This window comes from Pseudomonas sp. Sample_21 (assembly GCF_004307525.1).
Taxonomy (GTDB): Bacteria; Pseudomonadota; Gammaproteobacteria; order Pseudomonadales; family Pseudomonadaceae; genus Aquipseudomonas; species Aquipseudomonas atacamensis.
This window is the reverse complement of the sequence record NZ_RCNZ01000030.1, coordinates 62,011-83,398: the sequence shown is the minus strand read 5'-3', so window position 1 is coordinate 83,398 and position 21,388 is coordinate 62,011. Positions and strand designations below refer to the sequence as shown.

Genomic DNA, 21,388 nt, shown 5'->3' with positions numbered 1-21,388 from the left:
CTCCCACATTTGAAATGCATTCCCCTGTGGGAGCGAGCCTGCTCGCGAAAGCGTCGGTGAATACACCGCCAATCCCACGCCCCGCATATCCCTAGTGCTAACCCCGGATCGCTGGCAGACTGCCCATCCTTTCACGCCGTTCGTTTTGAGGCTGTATGCCAACGTTTTCTCAGCGTCATGTTGTGTTCTGGGTCAGTTGCATCATCATTTTTGGCGGTTTGCTGCTGGTGCTGCCGCTGCGCCTGCTGCCGAGCCTGCTGGCCGGGTTGCTGGTGTTCGAGCTGGTGAACATGCTCACCCCGCAACTGCAACGGCTGATCGAAGGGCGGCGTGCGCGCTGGTTGGCGGTGGCGCTGCTCGGCACGCTGGTAGTAAGTGCGCTGGCGCTGATCTTCGCCGGCGCCATCAGTTTCCTCCTGCATGAAGCGGAAAACCCCGGCGCCTCGCTCGATAAATTCATGGGCGTGGTCGATCGCGCGCGCGGACAGTTGCCGCCGTTCATCGACGCTTACCTGCCGGCCAGCGCGGCGGAATTTCGCGTGGCGATCGGCGAGTGGGCGAGCAAGCATCTGGCCGACCTGCAACTGGTCGGCAAGGACGCTGCGCACATGTTCGTCACCCTGCTGATCGGCATGGTGCTCGGCGCGATCATCGCCCTGCAGCGCATCCCCGACGTGACCAAGCGCAAGCCGTTGGCCGCCGCTTTGTTCGACCGTTTGCATCTGCTGGTGCAGGCGTTTCGCAATATTGTCTTCGCGCAGATCAAGATTTCCCTGCTCAACACCGTGTTCACCGGGATCTTCCTCGCTGTGATCCTGCCGATGTTCGGCATCAAGCTGCCGCTGACCAAAACCCTGATCGTGCTGACCTTCCTGCTCGGCCTGCTGCCGGTGATCGGCAACCTGATGTCGAATACGCTGATCACCATCGTCGGCCTGTCGCTGTCGATCTGGGTGGCGATCGCCGCGCTGGGCTACCTGATCGTTATCCACAAGCTCGAATACTTTCTCAACGCGCGCATCGTTGGTGGGCAGATCAGTGCCAAGTCGTGGGAGTTGCTTCTGGCGATGCTGGTGTTCGAAGCCGCGTTCGGTTTGCCGGGGGTGGTGGCGGGGCCGATTTATTACGCGTATCTGAAGAGTGAGTTGAAGCTGGGCGGGATGGTCTAAGGCCTGGCAACTGAATTGAATGCATCTGTGGCGAGGGGATTTATCCCCGTTGGCCTGCGCAGCAGGCCCCTGCTTTCAAGCTCAGGAGCGGGGCCGCTTCGCGGCCCAACGGGGATAAATCCCCTCGCCACAGGATAAATCCCCTCGCCACAAAGGCTCTTCGCCACAGATTGTGATCAGGCCATCGAACCGTAGCGCTTCATCGCTTCAATCGCCAAACCGCTACCAATGCTGCCGAAGATGTTGCCTTCGACATGCCGCGCGTTCGGCAGCATCGCCGAGACGCTGTTGCGCAGGGCCGGGATGCCGCTGGAACCACCAGTGAAGAACACCGTGTCGACCTGATCGACCGCCACGCCAGCGTCATTCAACAACTGCGTAACGCTGCCACGCACACGCTCCAGCAAGGCCTCGATCGCCGATTCGAACAACGCGCGACTCAGCTCGACGCTCAGCCCGGCTTCGATGCGGTCAAGCGGCACATGACGGCTGTCGGCGTGGGTCAGCTGGATCTTGGTTTCCTCCACTTCCATCGCCAGCCAGTGCCCGGCGCGCTGTTCGATCAGCTTGAACAGGCGATCGATGCCGCCGGTGTCTTCGATGTCGTAGCGCATGCTGCCCAGCGCCAGCGTGGATTTCTGCGAGTACACCGAGTTGATCGTGTGCCAGGTCGCCAGGTTCATGTGGTGGCTGGTCGGCATGTAGGCGCCGCTCTTCATGCGGCTGCCGTAGCCGAACAGCGGCATCAGGCCTTGCAGGCTGAGCTGTTTGTCGAAGTCGGTACCACCGATGTGCACGCCGCCGGTGGCGAGGATGTCATCGTGACGGTTGTCGAGACCACGACGCTCGGGCGACAGGCGCACCAGCGAGAAGTCGGAGGTACCACCGCCGATGTCGACGATCAGTACCAGCTCTTCTTTCTCGATGGTCGACTCGTAGTCGAACGCTGCCGCGATCGGCTCGTACTGGAACGACACATCTTTGAAACCGATTTTGCGCGCCACTTCGACCAGGGTGTCTTCGGCCTCCTGGTCAGCCAGCGGATCGTCGTCGACGAAGAACACCGGACGACCCAGCACCACTTGCTCGAATTCCCGACCGGCGGCGGTTTCGGCGCGGCTCTTGAGCTGGCCGATGAACAGCCCGAGCAGGTCCTTGAACGGCATCGCCGTGCCGAGGACGCTGGTGTCGTGCTTGATCAGCTTGGAGCCGAGCAGGCTTTTCAACGAGCGCATCAGCCGGCCTTCGTAGCCTTCCAGATACTCATGCAGGGCCAGGCGACCGTAGACCGGGCGACGCTCCTCGATGTTGAAGAAGACCACCGACGGCAGGGTGATCTTGTCGTCTTCCAGCGCGATCATGGTGTCCATGCCGGGGCGCAGCCAGCCGACGGTGGAGTTGGACGTGCCGAAGTCGATGCCGCAGGCACGGGCTGGAGAGGCGTCTTTCATGTCTTTCGGATTCCGGTGAAAAAACGGCCGCGCAGTGTATGCCAGTGCGCGGCAGATTCGAAGGCCGGTCATCCGCTATTTCGCCGGCAGACAGCTTGAAAAGCGCCGCTTCGCCCCAAACTTGCTGGCATGGGCCGGCAGACACACCGGCGGTCGCAAGAACCGTCGTCCACTGCCGATAAACTTCTGCGGCGCCACCCGGTCACAAACTTGAGATCGGTCAACCCGGCACGTGCCAATCGGCGCATGCTGGTCTCGGCGCGAAATCGATAACGGATGGTGATCCTTCCATGGACTTCAAAGACTATTACAAGATACTCGGCGTGGAGCCGACAGCCGACGACAAGGCCATCAAGGCGGCCTATCGCAAGCTGGCGCGCAAATACCACCCCGATGTCAGCAAGGAAAAAGACGCCGAGGCCAAGTTCAAGGACGCCTCGGAAGCCTATGAAGCGCTGAAAAGCGCCGACAAACGCGCCGAATACGACGAACTGCGCCGTTATGGCCAGCACGGTCAGCCGTTTCAGGGCCCGCCGGGCTGGCAGAGCCGTGGCGGCTTCGGCGGTGGCGGTGGCGACACGGGCGACTTCTCGGACTTCTTCAGTTCGATCTTCGGCAATCGCGGCCCCGGTTTCGGTGGCGCCGAGAGCCGCCAATCACGCGGACGCCGAGGGCAAGACGTGGAAATGGAACTGCCGGTCTTCCTCGAAGAAACCCTGTCGAACGAATCGAAGAAAGTCACCTTTCAGGTGCCGCAATACAATGCGCACGGCCAGCATGTCAGCAACACCAGCAAGAGCCTGAACGTGAAGATTCCGGCCGGCGTCACCGACGGCGAGCGGATTCGCCTGAAGGGCCAGGGCGCACCGGGTATCGGTGGCGGGGCGAATGGCGACCTGTACCTGACCATTCGGTTCGCGCCGCACCCGAAATTCGATGTCGAAGGCGAAAACCTGATCATCACCTTGCCCCTGGCTCCGTGGGAATTGGCATTGGGCACTGAAGTGGCCGTGCCGACCCTGACCGGCAAGATCAACCTCAAGGTTCCGGCCGGCAGCCAGAACGGCCAGCGCATGCGCGCCAAGGGCCATGGCCTGCTGAACAAGGCCGGCGAACGCGGTTATCTGTTCGTGCAGCTCAAGGCCGTGATGCCGAAAGCCTCCGACGAGGAGGTCAAGGCGCTGTGGCAGGAACTGGCGAAGAAAGCCGCCTTCAATCCGCGAGAGAACTTCTGAACCCGACGACGGAGTAGCCCATCATGAGCAGCCCCCTGATCGTTCAACTGGACCTGGCAGAATTCTGTGAGGCGGCCGATTTGTCGGACGTCTACGTGATCGAAATCGTCGAGCACGGCATCCTCGAACCTCAGGGCGCGCAGCCCCGGGAATGGCGCTTCACCGACTACGAATTGGCCTTGGCCAAGCGCGCGGCGAAGCTGCGCCGTGATCTGGAACTGGAGTGGGAAGGCGTGGCGCTGGCGCTGGATCTGCTGGATGAGGTGAAGCAGTTGCGCGCCGAGAACCGCATGTTGCGTCAACGGTTGGGGCGGCTGGTGGTCGAATAAGTTGTTTGAGGCGATGAGGTCTGTTTCGGCCTCATCGCGAGTCGGCCCGCTTGTGCCGGGTTAGTGTTTGCGAGTGTTTCACCCGGTATGAACCGGCTGGATGGTCTGATAGTTTCCCGGGCACATGTTGGCAATGGATGCCGACGGTCGTAGCGCCAGCCAGCCAGACTGGCCAGCGCTGTGCAATCTTTGCAAGGAAGCCTGTCAATGCCAGTCAGACCCAAGCCGCCCAAGCCGGGCGCAGTCGATATCACCACCCCTGGACGCACATCCCGGGATTCCGCCACGCACGGTATCGAGTCGCCGCACCTGACCCCCGGTCCGTTCATTCGCAAGACCCCGCCCGATACCAGCGAACCCGGCAGCAGCACGCAGCAAATGGAAATTGCAGCCATGCCGCACAGCGTGCAAGTCCATCCGACGCCGTCTACCTCGGGTTCCGTCCCAACGGTCGCAGCCTCCGCGCTGGAGCGTTACCTGATCGCCTCGACAGCCCCTCTACCGCAAGCGGACGTTGACGGGTTTCGCCTATTCAAGGGGCGCCAATACGTGGACTTGCAGGGCGGCGGTACGGTGCTGATCGGCGTCGATGCCGAGACCGGTCTGCATCGGGCCCGGCTGTCCAGCGAGCTGCAGCCGTCCGGTCCAGTGCTTGCCTATGATCCGTTGAACAAGCACTGGTACTCGCTGGAGGATTTCAGCGCATCGCCGGACGCCGCCGTTGTACCGGGTAAAAGCCGCAGGGCGGCGCGGCAGAGTGATGAAGACTATGAGTCAGCCCTTGAAGAGCTGCCCGACGATGTCGATGCGGCAGATGAACATTTCTATCTGGCGTCCGAGTCGATGCCCGTCAAACCTTTCACTGCTGACGAGTTGAGTGCAATGCGCAGCGAAACGCGCTTTTCGTTTCTCAGCAATCGGCCCGGGGTCTACGACCGAGCCAATAACGGCAAATATCCATTCCGGGACATCGCCGGCACGCCTATCCGCATAAAGAAGCTCCAGACCCTCGTGCGTTTCGAAGACGGCGGCCGATACACCTCCGAGCAGATCAAGCCGTACATCAAGTTTGGCGCCTACGAGCATGTCGCGCGGCTGTATGAAGAAAAGCTGCAATGGCGATTGTTCACCGAGGCCGACATGCGTGCGCCCGGTGAGCGGGCCCTGGTCGGCCAGTCCATGGTGGTTGCCAACCGGCGCATCAGCCGAGGCGAGGTGGTCGGCGTCTATGCTGGCGCCATCATGCCAGGACGTCTTGTGCCGCTCCCCCAGCAGTCATACACCATGAAGGTCGGCGTGCGTTACCAGCCGGGACCTGGATATCTGATCCCCGTCCAGCTGGCGATGGTCGGTGACACGATCATCTCCAGGATCAATACGCATTTCTGGTACAACGCAACGGGCAAACCGGTTCGCCAGGCCACGGATGGTTATAACGTCGAATTCGTGCCATTCGATGTTGAAGCGCAACAGTTGATAGGCAAGGAACTGGTCACCCGCGACTTCATTCTCAACGCCATCTTCGCTACCGAAGATATTCCGGCAGGAACCGAGTTACGCATCAATTACAACTACAGCGACGCGGACATCGCGAAGTTGTTTCCGTGATCGCCTGAGCGATAGCTGCTGAATACGAACCAGCGAGTCCGTATTCAGCGCGCCCCCTGATCAAAACAGAAAATAGCGCTGCGCCATCGGCAGCGTTTCCGCCGGTTCGCACCACAGCAACACGCCATCGGCCTTGACCTGATAGGTCTGCGGATCGACATCGATGTTCGGCAGATAGTCGTTGTGGATGAGGTCGGTTTTCTGCACGTCGCGGCAGCCCTTCACTACAGCGATCTGCTTCTTCAATCCCAAGGCCTCTGGCAATCCGGCCTCCTGCGCCGCCTGGCTGATAAAGGTCAGGCTGGTGGCGTGCAGCGAGCCACCGTAGCTGGCGAACATCGGGCGGTAGTGCACCGGTTGCGGCGTCGGAATCGAGGCGTTGGCATCGCCCATCAGGCTCGCGGCAATCGCGCCACCCTTGAGAATCAGCGTCGGCTTCACACCAAAGAACGCCGGGCGCCACAGCACCAGATCGGCCCACTTGCCGACTTCGATCGAACCGACTTCATGGCTGATGCCGTGGGTGATCGCCGGGTTGATGGTGTACTTGGCGATGTAACGCTTGGCGCGGAAGTTGTCGTTGCCCTCGCCGTCCTGGGGCAGTGGGCCGCGCTGTTTTTTCATCTTGTCTGCGGTCTGCCAGGTGCGCGTGATGACTTCACCGACGCGGCCCATGGCCTGACTGTCGGAGCTGATCATCGAGAACGCGCCGAGGTCGTGGAGGATGTCTTCAGCGGCAATGGTTTCGCGGCGGATACGGCTTTCGGCGAAGGCGACGTCTTCGGCAATGCTCGGGTCGAGGTGGTGGCAGACCATCAGCATGTCGAGGTGTTCGTCGATGGTGTTGCGGGTGAACGGCCGGGTCGGGTTGGTCGAACTCGGCAGCACGTTGGGGAAACCGCAGGCCTTGATGATGTCCGGCGCGTGGCCGCCACCGGCACCTTCGGTGTGATAGGTGTGGATGGTGCGGCCCTTGAATGCGCCAAGGGTGGTTTCGACGAAGCCGGATTCGTTGAGGGTGTCGGTGTGGATCGCTACCTGCACGTCGTACTGGTCGGCGACGTTGAGGCAGTTGTCGATGCTCGCCGGGGTGGTGCCCCAGTCTTCGTGCAGCTTGAGGCCGATGGCGCCGGCCTTGACCTGTTCGATCAACGGCTCCGGCAGGCTGGCGTTGCCTTTGCCGGTGAGGCCGATGTTCATCGGGAAGGCATCGGCGGCCTGGAGCATACGCGCCAGATGCCACGGGCCGGAGGTGCAGGTGGTGGCGTTGGTGCCGGTAGCGGGACCGGTGCCGCCGCCGATCATGGTGGTGACGCCGCTCATCAACGCTTCTTCGATCTGCTGCGGGCAGATGAAGTGGATATGCGTGTCGATGCCGCCAGCGGTGAGGATCATGCCTTCGCCGGCAATCACTTCGGTGCCGGCGCCGATGGCGATGGTCACGTTGGGCTGCACGTCGGGGTTGCCGGCCTTGCCGATCGCAGCGATGCGCCCGTCCTTGAGGCCGACGTCGGCCTTGACGATGCCCCAGTGGTCGATGATCAGCGCGTTGGTGATCAGCGTGTCGACCACTTCGGCGGCGAGCAACTGGCTCTGGCCCTGGCCGTCGCGGATGACTTTGCCACCACCGAACTTCACTTCCTCGCCGTAGGTGGTGAAGTCCTTTTCGACTTCGATCCACAGCTCGGTATCGGCCAGGCGCACCTTGTCGCCGACGGTGGGGCCGAACATGTCGGTGTAGGCTTGTCTGGAGATTTTCATGGGCATGCCTTGAGATTCAATTGGGTCTGAAATCGCTCGCATTACTCGCTTTCGCGAGCAGGCTCGCTCCCACATTTGATCGCGTTCTCATGTGGGAGCGAGTCTGCTCGCGAAGGGGCCAGAGCGGGCACCGTGTTGTTTAGAGATCACCCATGATGCGGCCGGCAAAGCCGAACACCCGGCGATGCCCGGCGTAATCCACCAGCTCGACTTCACGGCTTTGCCCCGGCTCGAAGCGCACGGCGGTGCCGGCGGGGATGTTCAGGCGCATGCCGCGACTGGCGGCACGGTCGAAGGTCAGCGCGTCGTTGGTTTCGAAAAAGTGAAAGTGCGAGCCGACCTGAATCGGCCGGTCGCCGCTGTTGGCGACTTTCAGGCTCACGGTGCGGCGGCCGACGTTGAGTTCGATGTCGCCGGGCTGGATCTGGTATTGGCCAGGAATCATCGCTGGGCTCCTTGCAGGACTTTGTAATAGAGAGCGGTCGGGCGATAGGTGCCGTTGGGGTCGCAGGCGTAATCGGGTATTTCGCCGGCGCGCACATAGCCCAGCGCCTTGTAGAAATCTTCTGCCGGCGAGCCGGCCTCGGTGTCGAGATAGAGCATGCCGCGCTTGTGCTTGGGCGCTTCGAGTTCCAGCGCCTGCATCAGTTGCTGGCCGAGGCCACGGCGCCGCGCGTGTTCGCGCACCAGCAGTTTCTGCACTTCGGCGCGGTTCAGACCATTGGCCTTCTGGCACAGGCCCAGTTGCACGCTGGCCAGCACCTGCTCGTCCTTCACCACCACCCAGAGCAGCGTGCTGCCCTTGTTGATGTTGTCCTGCACCTCATCGAAATACGCGCGCGCCTGCGCGGCATCGAGGTCGGCCATGAAGCCGACGCTGGCGCCGTAACCGACGGCGTCGAGCAGCAGATCGACCAGGCCCTGGCGATAGTGGGCAAAGCTCTCAGCGTTGACGCGGCGCAACTGGGCGGCGTTCATCGACATCACTCCTTGTGGGCACCCGGCGGCTGTGCGCCGGGATTGAGGGTCAACTGCATGAAGGTCAGATCGAGCCAGCGGCCGAACTTGGTGCCCACTTGCGGCATCTGTCCGGTGATGCTGAAACCGGCACGCTCGTGCAGGCGGATCGAGGCAGCGTTGCCGCTTTCGATGGCGGCGACCATGACGTGCTTGCCGCAAGTGCGGGCGCGTTCGATCAGCGCCGTCATCAGTTGCGGGCCGAGGCCGTTGCCGCGTTGATCGCTGCGCACGTACACCGAGTGCTCGACGGTGTGGCGGAAACCGTCGAACGGCCGCCAGTCGCCGAACGAGGCGTAACCCAGTACTGCGTTTTCATGGTCGACGATCACCAGAATCGGGTACGCCTGCAACTGACGCGCGTCGAACCATGCCTGGCGATTGCCGAGGTCGACCGCTTGTTCGTTCCAGATCGCCGTGGTGTTGAGCACGGCGTCGTTGTAGATGTCGCGGATCGCCGGCAGGTCGGCCCGGCTCGCATCGCGAATGCTGTAAGTCATGGCGCGGCCTCAGACGATCGGCTGGTGAACGGTGACCAGTTTGGTGCCGTCGGGGAACGTCGCCTCGACCTGGATTTCCGGGATCATTTCCGGGATGCCTTCCATCACTTGTTCGCGGCTGAGCAGGGTGGTGCCGTAATGCATCAGCTCGGCCACGGTCTGGCCGTCGCGGGCACCTTCGAGCAGCGCGGCGGAGATGTAGGCCATGGCTTCCGGGTAGTTGAGTTTCACGCCACGGGCCAGCCGCCGCTCGGCGACGAGGCCGGCGGTGAAGATCAGCAGCTTGTCTTTTTCGCGTGGGGTCAGGTCCATGGTTCGGGTTCCATCAGGGCAGATTCGGGTGGCTCTCGAGAAGTGTGGGGTGCCAGTTGGAGCAGCCCCTCACCCTAGCCCTCTCCCGAGGGAGAGGGAACTGATCTTGGTTGGTTTCAATGGCCAATTCAGTCAGCAATATTCGTTCAGGCAGATAAATTCATTTCAGACGACTCGGTCAGGCTCCCTCTCCCTCCGGGAGAGGGCGGGGGGTGAGGGTCGGGGTTTCAGGTGCTCCATATTCTTGGCGCGATAGCTTCGCGGCCCAGCAGCACAGGCCTTAGCAGTCGCCATAAATCAATCAGCCAGGCGCGAGCGAGCAACGCCTCACTGGCCAGACACCGCGCCACCAGCAACCCTGGCAACTGAGTCAAGTCTCCACGCACTTCGTGCCCCAGCGAGCGGCAGCGCTCCAGCAACTCGGCGTCAATCTCACCGGTCACCAGCATCGTTGCGAACACCGGATTGCCATCCAGGCCGATCGGCGAGTCGAGTAAACCGTCCGCACCGACAATGCGCTGCCGTTCGTGCCAGAGCAACTGACCATTGCGGCGGATATCCAGGTGCGCCTGAAAATGCCCGAGGTCAAAACGCTCGCCGCTGGCCGGACGACCGAGCGCCACCACGTCCCAGTAGAACAGCCGCGCATCGCCTTCAAGCTCGATCGTTGTGGCCAACTCGGCCTGCGCGGCGCTGTAGACGATGGTTTCCTGCGGCAGCCATTCCAGGGTCGCGCCGGCAGCGACTTGCAAGTCGAGCTGCTGATAAGCCGGCCCGCCCGCGCGATACCACTTGGCGGCGCCGGGGCTGGTGATCTGTGCCCAGGCGTTGTGTTCGACGCGCGCGCTGATGTCCAGCCGATCACCACCGGCAATTCCGCCCGGTGGGTGGACGATGATGTGCTGGCAGACCTCGGGGCCTTCGGCGTACAGATGCTTTTGCACGCGCAGCGGGCCGAGGTGACGGCGCATGACCGGGCGCGTGCAATCGCCGAAGCGCGCGTAAGCCAGTTCCAGCTCGGCATGCCAGCTCGGGGTAAACAGGGCAGGTGCAACAATCGAATTCATGGTTTTGTGATTATCGTTAGGAAGCTACAGATTAGACCGGCGCGTTAGATCGTGACCAGCCCGCGTACACCTTCGGCCTCCATATTTTCACCGCGACCCTGCTGGACGATCTCGCCCCGCGACATCACCAGGTATTGATCGGCCAGTTCGGCGGCGAAATCGTAGAACTGCTCGACCAGCAGAATCGCCATGTCACCGCGCGCCGCGAGCTGCTTGATCACCGCGCCGATTTCCTTGATCACCGACGGTTGAATGCCTTCGGTCGGCTCATCAAGAATCAGCAGGCGCGGGCGGCTGGCCAATGCGCGGCCGATCGCCAGTTGCTGTTGCTGACCACCGGACAGATCGCCGCCACGGCGCTGCTTCATTTGTAGCAGCACCGGGAACAGTTCGTAGATGAAACCTGGAACTTCTTTGGCTTCTGAGCCTGGAAAGCGCGACAGGCCCATCAGCAGATTTTCTTCTACCGTGAGGCGCCCGAAGATCTCACGGCCCTGCGGCACGTAGGCGATACCGGCATGCACACGCTGATGCGGTTTGAACGTGGTGATCGGTTTGCCTTCCCAGTTCACCGCACCTTCCTTGGCCGGCAGCAGGCCCATCAGGCATTTGAGCAGGGTGGTCTTGCCCACGCCGTTACGGCCGAGCAGGCAGGTCACTTCGCCGACCTTCACGTCAAAGCTCAGGCCGCGCAGGATGTGGCTACCGCCGTAGTACTGATGCAGCTTGTCGACTTGCAGCATGTCCAAATTCTCCCCCGGTGATCGTTCCCACGCTCTGCGTGGGAACGCATCCCGTGACGCTCCGCGTCACATAACGGCGGACGCAGAGCGTCCATGGCGGCATTCCCACGCAGAGCGTGGGAACGATCTAGGTCTTCAGCGGCCGAGGTAGACCTCGATCACCCGCTCGTTTTCCTGCACCTGCTCAAGCGAGCCCTCGGCCAGCACGCTGCCCTGATGCAGCACCGTGACGTGGTCGGCAATCGAGCCGACAAAGCCCATGTCGTGCTCGACCACCATCAGCGAATGCTTGCCCGCCAGCGATTTGAACAGCTCGGCGGTGAACTCGGTTTCGGCGTCGGTCATTCCCGCCACCGGTTCGTCGAGCAGGAGCAGTTGCGGGTCCTGCATCAGCAACATGCCGATCTCGAGAAACTGCTTCTGGCCGTGGGACAACAGCCCGGCCTGGCGATTGACCGAGGTGGTCAGGCGAATCGTCTCGAGCACTTCGCTGATGCGATCCTTCTGCTCGCCACTCAGGCGCGCACGCAAACTGGCCCACACCGACTTGTCGGTCTTCTGCGCCAGCTCCAGGTTTTCAAACACGCTCAAGGCTTCGAATACCGTCGGTTTCTGAAACTTGCGGCCGATGCCGGACTGGGCAATCTGCACTTCGCTCATCTGCGTCAGATCCAGGGTTTCGCCGAACCAGGCCTTGCCGTGGCTGGGCCGGGTCTTGCCGGTGATCACGTCCATCAGCGTGGTCTTGCCCGCGCCGTTGGGGCCGATGATGCAGCGCAGTTCGCCGACGCCGATGTACAGGTTGAGATTGTTCAAGGCACGGAAGCCATCGAAGCTGACGCTGATGTCTTCCAGGGTCAGGATCGTGCCGTGGCGCGTATCGAGGCCCGGGCCGACGCGCTGGCCGAGGCCGATCGAGTCGCGGCTGGTGCCTTCGTCCTTGTTCGGTTCCACGGGGAAAAACGCCGGCTCCAGCATGAATTCAGCACTCGCTGTGACTCTCATTGTTCACCTCGTTTCTTCAGCAGACCGATCACGCCCTTGGGCAGGTACAACGTCACGACGATGAACAGCGCACCGAGGAAGAACAGCCAATATTCCGGGAAGGCCACGGTGAACCAGCTCTTCATGCCGTTGACCACGCCGGCGCCGAGCAGCGGCCCGATCAGCGTGCCGCGCCCGCCAAGGGCGACCCACACCGCCGCTTCGATCGAGTTGGTCGGCGACATTTCGCTGGGGTTGATGATGCCCACTTGTGGCACGTACAGCGCTCCGGCGAGACCGCACAGCACCGCACTCAGCACCCAGACGAACAGCTTGAAACCGCGCGGATCATAACCGCAGAACATCAAACGGTTTTCCGCATCGCGCAACGCCGTCAGCACTCGGCCGAACTTGCTTTGTGCCAGGCGCCAGCCGATGAACAGGCTCGCCACCAGCAACAACACCGTGGCCAGAAACAGCACCGCGCGGGTGCCCGGTTCGGTGATGCCGAAACCGAGAATGGTGCGGAAATTGGTGAAACCGTTGTTGCCGCCAAACCCGGTCTCGTTGCGGAAAAACAGGAGCATGCCGGCGAAGGTCAGGGCCTGGGTCATGATCGAGAAATACACGCCCTTGATCCGCGAACGGAAGGCGAAAAAGCCGAACACCAGCGCCAGCAGACCCGGCGCCAGCACCACCAGACACATGGCCCAGATAAAGCTGCTGGTGCCGGTCCAGTACCACGGCAATTCGCTCCACGACAGGAAAGTCATGAACGCTGGCAAGCCATCGCCGGCGGCCTGACGCATCAGGTACATGCCCATCGCGTACCCGCCGAGGGCGAAGAACAGACCGTGGCCCAGCGACAGCAGGCCGGCGTAACCCCAGACCAGATCCAGCGCCAGAGCAACGATGGCGTAGCAGAGGATTTTGCCTACCAGGGTCAGCGTGTAGGCCGAGACGTGCAGGGCATTGTCTGGCGACAACAACGAGAGCAGCGGCAGAACGATCAGCAGCGCGAGGATCACCCCGCCGACCGCGAGCGTGGCTTTCGGCCCGGCCTTTTGTGTGGCCGTGACTAACAGAGGCTGGTTCATCAGTCGATCACCCGTCCTTTCAGTGCGAAGAGGCCTTGCGGACGTTTCTGAATGAACAGAATGATCAGCGCGAGGATCAGGATCTTGCCGAGCACCGCACCGATCTGCGGTTCGAGAATCTTGTTGGCGATGCCCAGGCCAAACGCCGCGAGCACGCTACCGGCCAGTTGGCCGACGCCGCCGAGCACCACCACCAGGAACGAGTCGATGATGTAGCTCTGGCCAAGGTCGGGACCGACGTTGCCGATCTGGCTCAGCGCCACGCCGCCCAATCCGGCGATGCCCGAGCCGAGGCCGAAGGCGAGCATGTCGACGCGCCCGGTAGGCAAGCCGCAGCAGGCGGCCATGTTGCGGTTCTGGGTGACGGCGCGCACGTTGAGGCCGAGGCGGGTCTTGTTCAGCAGCAGCCAGGTCAGCACCACCACGAACAATGCGAAAGCGATGATGACGATGCGGTTGTACGGCAGCACCAGGTTCGGCAGCACTTGAATGCCACCGGACAGCCACGCCGGGTTGGCCACTTCAACGTTCTGCGCACCGAACACCAGCCGCACCAGTTGGATCAGCATCAGGCTGATGCCCCAGGTCGCGAGCAGGGTTTCCAGCGGCCGACCATAGAGATGGCGAATCACCGTGCGCTCCAGCGCCATGCCAATGGCGGCGGTGACGAAAAACGCCACCGGCAGCGCGATCAGTGGATAGAACTCGATGGCCTGCGGCGCGTAACGCTGAAACATCAGCTGCACGACATAGGTCGAGTAGGCGCCGAGCATGAGCATCTCGCCGTGGGCCATGTTGATCACCCCGAGCAGGCCGAAGGTGATCGCCAGACCGAGGGCAGCGAGCAGCAGAATCGAGCCCAGCGACATGCCGCTGAAGGCTTGGCCGAGGACTTCGCCGATCAGCAATTTGCGCTTGACCTGCGCGAGGCTGGTTTCAGCGGCGGTGCGCACGCCGGCATCGCTTTCCACGCCCGGTTCAAGCAGGCCTTCAAGACGTGTGCGTGCCAGCGGATCGCCGGTTTCACCGAGCAACCGCACCGCTGCAAGGCGCACCGCCGGGTCGCTGTCGACCAGTTGCAGATTGGCCAGCGCCAGGCTCAGGGCGGCATGCACGCTTTCATCTTTTTCCCCAGCGAGTTGCCGGTCGAGAAATTTCAGCTGCGCGGGTTTCGCGCTTTTTTGCAATTGCTGCGCGGCGCTCAGGCGGATTTTCGCGTCGGCGGCGAGCAATTGATGGCTGGCTATCGCGGTGTCGATCAGACCCCGCAGGCGATTGTTCAGGCGCAGGGTTTTCGCTTGGCCGTCGATCGTCAGCTCGCCTTGTTGCAGGGCGTTGAGCAATTCGATACGGGCCGGATCGGGCTGCGCGGCCCAGGCTTCCAGCAGTTTGGCCTGTTGCATTGGATTGGCCGCGACGAAGTCTTCCGCATCGCCAGCGTGGGCCAGGAGTGGCAGCAACAGTGCGATGGCTAGAAGTACGCGGTGTATGGCAGTGGGCATTAGTGGTGTCCTGTTCAACCGCCCCCTCACCCTAACCCTCTCCCGGAGGGAGAGGGGACTGACCGAGGTGTCTGGACGATGTGCTGCGACCTGCGAACTTGAGTCGAACTCAGGGTTTGAAGAGCATGAAGATCGGCTCCCTTTCCCCCTCTCCCTGAGGGAGAGGGCTGGGGTGAGGGGGACGTCTCATGCTCGCCTCAAAAACCGAATTCGCCTCAGTTGCTCTTCACCGCATAATCCGGCTTCTTGTCGTTGCCCTGAATGTACGGGCTCCATGGTTGCGCGCGGATCGGGCCTTCGGTCTGCCACACGACGTTGAACTGCCCGTCGCTCTGGATTTCGCCGATCATCACTGGCTTGTGCAGGTGGTGATTGGTCTTGTCCATGGTCAACGTGTAACCGGACGGCGCAGCAAAGGTCTGCCCGGCCAGTGCTTCGCGCACTTTGTCGACGTCAGTGGATTTGGCTTTCTCGACCGCCTGCGCCCACATGTGGATGCCGACGTAGGTGGCCTCCATCGGGTCGTTGGTCACGGCTTTATCGGCGCCCGGCAGATTGTGTTTCTTCGCATAGGCTTTCCAGTCTGCGACGAATTTCTTGTTCGCAGGATTCTCCACCGACTCGAAGTAGTTCCACGCCGCGAGGTTGCCCACCAAGGGTTTGGTGTCGATGCCGCGCAGTTCTTCTTCGCCGACCGAGAACGCCACCACCGGTACGTCGGTGGCCTTCAGGCCCTGGTTGGCCAGCTCTTTGTAGAACGGTACGTTGGAGTCGCCGTTGACGGTGGAGATGACGGCAGTCTTGCCGCCGGCGGAGAACTTTTTGATGTTGGCAACGATGGTCTGGTAATCGCTGTGCCCGAACGGCGTGTAGACCTCTTCGATGTCCTTGTCGGCCACGCCTTTGGAGTGCAGGAACGCGCGCAGGATCTTGTTGGTGGTGCGCGGGTAGACGTAGTCGGTGCCGAGCAGGAAGTAGCGCTTGGCGCTGCCGCCTTCTTCGCTCATCAGGTATTCAACGGCGGGGATCGCTTGCTGGTTCGGCGCGGCGCCGGTGTAGAAGACGTTCGGCGACATCTCTTCGCCTTCGTACTGCACCGGATAGAACAGCAGACCGTTGAGCTCTTCGAACACCGGCAATACCGATTTACGCGATACCGAGGTCCAGCAGCCGAACACCACCGCGACCTTGTCCTGGGTCAGCAGCTGTCGGCCCTTTTCGGCGAACAGCGGCCAGTTGGAAGCGGGATCGACCACTACCGGCTCGAGCATCTTGCCGTTCACGCCGCCCTTGGCGTTGATCTCGTCGATGGTCATCAGCGCCATGTCCTTGAGCGACGTTTCGGAGATCGCCATGGTCCCGGACAACGAATGCAGAATCCCGACCTTGATGGTCTCGGCAGCCTGGACGGTCCAGGTCATGCCCATCGCGGCAATGGATGCCGTGAGTGTGAAAGCCTTGATCAAACTGCGACGCTTCATTGTGCGATCTCCATGAACATTCGATTTTTTCTGGTTGGCAGATGCGGACGACTGAAGGTGTGTTTTGCAAAGGCTGTGCCCGGTCGCGTTCAGGCAAGAAAATGTCGTGCCAGAGCGCTTGCGCGCTGAGGGCGTGCACCAGGAGGGGACGGTAGTCGGGCGGTGGTGCGTCCAGTTGCGCCAGATTGGGGCGCGAACTGTCGCGCAGATGCGGATACAGAAACGATAAACATGTACCACAGCAGGTGAAAACCGACGGCCCACACTCACGCGCTCATCCCGATTCTCAGCGCAGGTTTTTATGAGTCATGTCTCAGGCCGATCCGGTCGTACCGCAAGTTCTTCAGCAACGTTCAAGCTGCCGCCACTGAGCCCGGCCTTTCTGACTGAAGAGGACGCCGCCTATTGGGTGCACACGCGGATTCCACTGAACCCGGACAAAGAATACGGCAGCGTGATCCTGCTGCGTCCGGACGGGAAATTGCTCGCCACTTCACCCATCGCCGGGCAAGCCACGGGTTTTGACTTCGGCACAATTGTGCAGACCGATGTCCTTGGCGGCATGCTTCATCCGCTGGGCTACCGGTGCGTCGCCAGCGTTCACAGCCATCCGCCGATCCATGCCGAGTTCCGCAATGGCAATCGGCGTCAGGATGAAACGCTGCTTCGGCTGTTCATGAGTTTCTATTCAGGCGGCGATTTCATTGGCGATGTGTCGGCGCGGGATTTTTTCCGCAGCGCTTACCTTTCAGGCCCGGATGGCAGCTTGCTCAAATACGTCTCGAGCGGCTCGCCCGAGGAACGCGACTACTTCTTCTGGCAGCAGTCCGGCGGGCCGTCGGGCCATCCGGCGGGGGCCTATGACGTGATGGCGGTGATCAACAAACTGGCGACCGTGGGCGAACTCAAAGTCATTGTTTCGAATGCCGACTGGGGCTACTCGGTGGGGCGCGTACCTGCGGACTGGAAGGCCGGCGCGTCGTTTTCAAAGGGTGTGGTCACCGAACTGCCGCTGATGACCCGTGTCTGCGTCAATGCCGAACGCGCCGTGCTGGCCGCGTTGAAATCCAGAGGCGCGCACGCAGCGGGTCTGCTGTTGAAGAAGTTGACTGGCGAGGAGTATGTCGCCACCCATGCGCGCCCGGCCGGACTGGCTGCATGGGATCCTGAGCGAATATTTCCGGTTGATGCCCAAGGGCAATTGCAGCTGCCCAAGGGGTATTTGCTGGAGGGCTTTTACTTTGCCTCGCGACCCGACCCTGCACAGTTTCCACCTGGCCAGCCGTGGCTCTACGAGAACTTCTTCACGCCCCGGGAGATCGCCTGGGCTATCGAAGCGAATGCCCGCAGCCAACATCTGGCGCAAGCGGGGCGTGCGTTGTCGCTGTACATGCGGGCGCAGGATCATGCGATGTTGAAGTACCGCTTCAGCGGCGATTCGATCGAAGCGGCACTGAGCGTTACGCAGTCGGACGGCACGGTCAGTGACAATGGTGTGCAGGCAAGGCTGTTGGCCGGCACACTGGATACCCGCGCATTTGTTTCGATGCTGGTACTGGCCGGGACCCTGGAGGTCGTGCGCGGCAGTGCGTTGTGGGCGCATCTGGGGCCGGTGGATCTGCAATGGCAGCCCTTCGCCAATTTCCCCTGGCCGCGATTGAGCCGGGCTTTTCTGGCGGCCGATGATGCGGTTCGCCATGCCCATGAGCTCGTGGGCATTCGCCGTGATCAGCAGTACGCGGGGTATGTTTTTCAGCGTAGCGACAAGCGTTTCGTGGTGACCGAACCCTTGCCCGGGGATATCGATACGCTCAGCCAGGGGCGGCTTTATCCTCTGGACAATCACGGTCGGCCGGTGTTTCCAGACGACCACACCATGCATGCGCGTTATGTCGCTCACGTTGCGCTTTCGCAACTTGACCCGGTGCATATCCGGTATCTGCGCTGGACCCGTGCCGAGGCTCTGCTGGATGTGCAGATGCTCAACGTTGACGAGCTGCGGCAGACCCTGCTCGACGGGATCGCTCTGTATTGCTCTGGTGCCGGCGACAGCCTGATCAGGTTCCAGCCCTACACCACCATCGTCGCCAGGGAGCTGGCCAGACGCCTCGGCACTGGCAAGCACCCGGGCGAGCTTGTCAGTGCGCTGCGCAACGGCACTGAACGGCCACAGGCCTTTGTGCGTGAACAGGCGCAGGCCGGCGTCTTGTTCAATCTGATCGATCACGCACTGTGGGGCTATCGCGGGCAAATCGGCGCTGACTGGAGCCTGCCAGTAGCGTCAGTGGCTGAACCAGGCGAGTCTGAGCCGCCGCTGCCGACGTTACCGAAACCGTCATTGCCAGATCTTTCTTTGCAGCCATATCCGCCAACGCAAGTGCCTGCGCCTGGCGCTACAACAATGCCGTGGAAGCGTCCTGCGAGGATTTTCTTTGGTGCGTTGTTTTCCTCGGCGGACGAGGCAGCACTGAGTCAATCCAGTACTGACGTGCATTTGCACGACGAGAAGAAAACCTGGTTCGGCTTCATTCTCAAGCACGTGGGGCGGGAGGAATACATCGCCAGCGAGCTGATACCCGTCAGCGATAGCGGCACTAATCTGTTTCGTCAGGAGTCGGTGTTCAGTTCCAGCAGGACAGCTCCCTGGTATCAGTACCCGGATGGCTTCGACCTGCATGCCGTGTATTACATGCACCAGCGAATCGGGGAAACCTTGCGCCATCCCCAGGACTGGCTCGCGAATTACTTCGTCACGCCAGAGACGCTGACCGTTGCCATGTATCTCTCCGAGCGGCGCCCGGTCGTCGCCACTGGCCGGCACAGAACTTTGTATATCGCCACTGGTGATGGTGCTCTGCTCAGGTATGTGTTCAACAGCTCCAGCAAGTTGTTCTACGACGACAGCTCGCAGACGACGCTGCAAACGCTCAAGGACGATCTCGCTGCGCAAAGGCTGTTGCCATCCGACTTCGTGCACACCGTGGTCGACAGTGGTCAACTTGACGTGCTGCGTACGAGTCTGTGCTGGGACCGGCCGGGTTTGGTCAAGAAAACCTGGCAGCCTTACGCAAATCTGCAGCGACGCGCCCTGGGGCCGGTTTTTCACAGTGCCGACGATGCGGCAGTGCATGCCCGATCGCTGTTGCCGCAAAGCACCGACAAGCTCTATGGCGGTGTCATTCTGAAACGCTCCGACGGCCTCTACGTCGCTACCTTGCCGATTGAAGTGACACGCGAAAATTTCGACAGTAGCGAGATCATCGCCGACGAGACTCGCGCTGCCGGACTGTTTCCAGGAAATTGCCGGATCGTTGCGCGTTACCGCTCCAGAGTCCCGAGGGAGCTGTCGGTAGCGTTTTCGGCCATCGACAAACAGATCTACTTGAACATGCTGTCGGTCGATACCTTGTACTCGGCATTCACGCGCAAGCCTGTGGTCTGGGATGAATACCTGTTCGCGCCGGACGGTGCGACGATTCGCTATCAGCCTGGGTTGTGGGAGCGTCTGCGCGCCGATCTGTCGATTGCCCTGACGGCAAGCAATAGCCTGCCCGCATCACTGGATGGCGAGACCATCAAGCAGCGCCTTTACAGCGGTGAATTGAAACCGATCGACTGGATCGACTCGCTCGCCAGAACAGGTTATTTGCAGGTCGTCACCGGCAGTGACCTGTGGGGCCTGCCCCGGCAAGTATCGCGCTGGGTGCCGTTCTCCGCCGATCTGCAGAACGTGACGGATTACAGCAAAGCCGCTACTGCGGCGGTGTGCGGCCCGTTATTTCTTCAGGCAGATGCGGCCGCTCGATATCTCCATGAGCTGGCGGTGAGCCGCGATATGCAGACTTTCGGTGTCATCCTGCGCTCGGCCGGCGGTGTGTTTCTTGCCAGTCTGCCGCTGACTGCACAACGGTCGGCGCTGGCGCTGGACCGGATTTTCGAGCACGGGCGACTGCCATCAGGCTTTCTGCTGGATTCGATTTATCTGCGCGCCGTCCTGCCGCCGCTTGGCGCACGATCCACGGATATCCGGCACGTGCTGATCATGCCCAGCGAAGTCCAGCAGGCGTGTCGACGGGCCAGTACGCCACAGGGTTACAAGCCGATCTACTTCTCCTGCGCCGACGGAGCGCTGCTGAGGCTGCAACTGCACGCGTTCGAGCCCGGCACATTCTTCGACCGGTTCGGGCAAGTGGACTTGCGCCCCAACGCTTTTGTGTCAATGGAGCAGGCGGCGAATGATGAACGCAACAACAGCAAGGGCACTTTCAGCCTTGTCGAATACGTAAATCGGATGGCGCGAGCCGGTGACCTGCATGTCATTGAAACCAGCGCCTGCTGGTCTCGCCGTGGTCGGGTCGAGGAGGGCTGGCAACCGGGTCTGGCCGAGATATCTCGTGAGCGCCACTGGCAAAATCATCCGGTTCCGGCGCTGGGACCGATCTTCCAGCATCCCGACGATGCTGCCCGCTATGCCCAGCAACGGACCGACAATGAAATACTCGCTCGGACCGGCTATGAGGGCGCGGTTCTCGGGGAAGACTCCGGCCAGCGCTTTGTCCCGCTGGAGCCTGTTGCGTGGTTCGCCAACGAGGAGAATCTTCGTCTGCGTCTTTTCCGTACTGCCGAGGACCCTGCGACCGACTGGCGCCGACCGGCACCGCGCTTCCCTGACGGTTATGCCGTCGTGGCCAGTCATCAATTCAGCCTGTCGGGCAATACCTTGCTGGTCGCTGACAACGAACAGATCCGCAGTAATTTCGCCGAACCCGCGCTGGTGTATGCACACACCCACGAGTTGAAAAACCAAGGTTTCGATATTCGTGGGTATTACTACTCCACGCCCGGCCATGAGTTGCTCAAATACACGCCAGTGTACTCAGACGCCGAACGGGATCTGCTGCTGACCCGTTCGGTCGTTTATGAAAACGGGCAATGGGTCAGCCGCCTCACGCCTGGGCAATTTGTCTCCCGACTCCTGCAATTGGGCGAATTTCAGGTGTTGGTGGCAGGCGCGTATTGGCGCCATACCGGGCACCTGGGCAGTGGTTGGCGAACCCGTCGGCAACAGCCGGCGGCCGAAGGTGCCGTGCGAATCAGAGATAAGTTGTAATTCGAATGCCGAGTCGGGCGCG

At 61.5% G+C, this 21,388-nt stretch carries 17 protein-coding genes; 5 read left to right on the top strand and 12 right to left on the bottom strand.

Annotated elements, in window-relative coordinates; genetic code table 11:
• Positions 1-155: 155 nt before the first annotated feature.
• Positions 156-1,169, top strand: coding sequence for a membrane protein (locus D8U71_RS03015; RefSeq protein ID WP_016771899.1), 1,014 nt, complete (start codon positions 156-158; stop codon positions 1,167-1,169).
• A 176-nt stretch (positions 1,170-1,345) separates the two neighbouring features.
• Here D8U71_RS03015 and D8U71_RS03010 read toward each other — a convergent pair whose 3' ends face one another.
• Positions 1,346-2,620: an Hsp70 family protein gene (locus D8U71_RS03010; RefSeq protein ID WP_016771898.1), complete on the bottom strand. Its 1,275-nt coding sequence runs from the start codon at positions 2,618-2,620 to the stop codon at positions 1,346-1,348.
• 290 nt (positions 2,621-2,910) lie between these two features.
• Here D8U71_RS03010 and D8U71_RS03005 point away from each other — a divergent pair, with 290 nt between their 5' ends.
• The 3 genes from D8U71_RS03005 (at position 2,911) to D8U71_RS02995 (ending at position 5,792) form a co-directional block, all read left to right on the top strand.
• Positions 2,911-3,855 carry a DnaJ C-terminal domain-containing protein gene (locus D8U71_RS03005; RefSeq protein ID WP_110603615.1) on the top strand — a complete coding sequence of 315 codons (945 nt, stop codon included), beginning with the start codon at positions 2,911-2,913 and terminating at the stop codon, positions 3,853-3,855.
• Between the two features lie 23 nt (positions 3,856-3,878).
• Positions 3,879-4,184 carry a chaperone modulator CbpM gene (locus D8U71_RS03000; RefSeq protein ID WP_016771896.1) on the top strand — a complete coding sequence of 102 codons (306 nt, stop codon included), beginning with the start codon at positions 3,879-3,881 and terminating at the stop codon, positions 4,182-4,184.
• Positions 4,185-4,391: 207 nt separating this feature from the next.
• Positions 4,392-5,792, top strand: coding sequence for a hypothetical protein (locus D8U71_RS02995; RefSeq protein WP_241664192.1), 1,401 nt, complete (start codon positions 4,392-4,394; stop codon positions 5,790-5,792).
• Between the two features lie 60 nt (positions 5,793-5,852).
• On the opposite strand, the gene ureC is transcribed toward D8U71_RS02995, so the two are convergent.
• From ureC to urtA, 11 genes are all read right to left on the bottom strand, one after another.
• Positions 5,853-7,553 (bottom strand): urease subunit alpha, encoded by a 1,701-nt coding sequence (gene ureC / locus D8U71_RS02990; RefSeq protein ID WP_130887131.1) that lies wholly within the window; start codon positions 7,551-7,553, stop codon positions 5,853-5,855.
• A 139-nt stretch (positions 7,554-7,692) separates the two neighbouring features.
• Positions 7,693-7,998 carry an urease subunit beta gene (locus D8U71_RS02985; protein WP_024011400.1) on the bottom strand — a complete coding sequence of 102 codons (306 nt, stop codon included), beginning with the start codon at positions 7,996-7,998 and terminating at the stop codon, positions 7,693-7,695.
• Positions 7,995-8,531, bottom strand: a complete 537-nt coding sequence (locus D8U71_RS02980; RefSeq protein ID WP_024011401.1) for a GNAT family N-acetyltransferase — start codon at positions 8,529-8,531, stop codon at positions 7,995-7,997. The genes D8U71_RS02985 and D8U71_RS02980 overlap by 4 nt, the downstream gene beginning before the upstream one ends.
• A gap of 5 nt (positions 8,532-8,536) precedes the next feature.
• Positions 8,537-9,070, bottom strand: a complete 534-nt coding sequence (locus D8U71_RS02975) for a GNAT family N-acetyltransferase (RefSeq protein ID WP_122707774.1) — start codon at positions 9,068-9,070, stop codon at positions 8,537-8,539.
• Positions 9,071-9,079: 9 nt separating this feature from the next.
• A complete protein-coding gene (gene ureA / locus D8U71_RS02970) occupies positions 9,080-9,382 on the bottom strand; it encodes an urease subunit gamma (protein WP_003221215.1) in 303 nt (100 codons plus the stop codon).
• A 227-nt stretch (positions 9,383-9,609) separates the two neighbouring features.
• On the bottom strand, positions 9,610-10,449 hold the full coding sequence (locus tag D8U71_RS02965; protein ID WP_130887130.1) for an urease accessory protein UreD: 840 nt from the start codon (positions 10,447-10,449) through the stop codon (positions 9,610-9,612).
• Positions 10,450-10,493: 44 nt separating this feature from the next.
• Entirely contained in the window at positions 10,494-11,192 is a 699-nt protein-coding gene (gene urtE, locus D8U71_RS02960; RefSeq protein ID WP_016771889.1) for an urea ABC transporter ATP-binding subunit UrtE, read from the bottom strand.
• Between the two features lie 135 nt (positions 11,193-11,327).
• On the bottom strand, positions 11,328-12,170 hold the full coding sequence (gene urtD, locus D8U71_RS02955) for an urea ABC transporter ATP-binding protein UrtD (protein ID WP_172834043.1): 843 nt from the start codon (positions 12,168-12,170) through the stop codon (positions 11,328-11,330).
• A 23-nt stretch (positions 12,171-12,193) separates the two neighbouring features.
• Complete coding sequence (gene urtC, locus D8U71_RS02950; protein ID WP_016771887.1) at positions 12,194-13,273, bottom strand: urea ABC transporter permease subunit UrtC; 1,080 nt, start codon at positions 13,271-13,273, stop codon at positions 12,194-12,196.
• The gene (gene urtB, locus D8U71_RS02945) at positions 13,273-14,775 is read right to left on the bottom strand and encodes an urea ABC transporter permease subunit UrtB (protein ID WP_130887129.1); all 1,503 of its coding nucleotides are present in this window, start codon (positions 14,773-14,775) and stop codon (positions 13,273-13,275) included. The genes urtC and urtB overlap by 1 nt, the downstream gene beginning before the upstream one ends.
• Positions 14,776-14,990: 215 nt before the next feature.
• Positions 14,991-16,256 carry an urea ABC transporter substrate-binding protein gene (gene urtA / locus D8U71_RS02940; protein WP_016771886.1) on the bottom strand — a complete coding sequence of 422 codons (1,266 nt, stop codon included), beginning with the start codon at positions 16,254-16,256 and terminating at the stop codon, positions 14,991-14,993.
• A gap of 301 nt (positions 16,257-16,557) precedes the next feature.
• On the opposite strand from urtA, the gene D8U71_RS02935 reads away from it, so the two are divergent.
• Positions 16,558-21,366: a DUF4329 domain-containing protein gene (locus D8U71_RS02935; protein ID WP_130887128.1), complete on the top strand. Its 4,809-nt coding sequence runs from the start codon at positions 16,558-16,560 to the stop codon at positions 21,364-21,366.
• Positions 21,367-21,388: the final 22 nt, after the last annotated feature.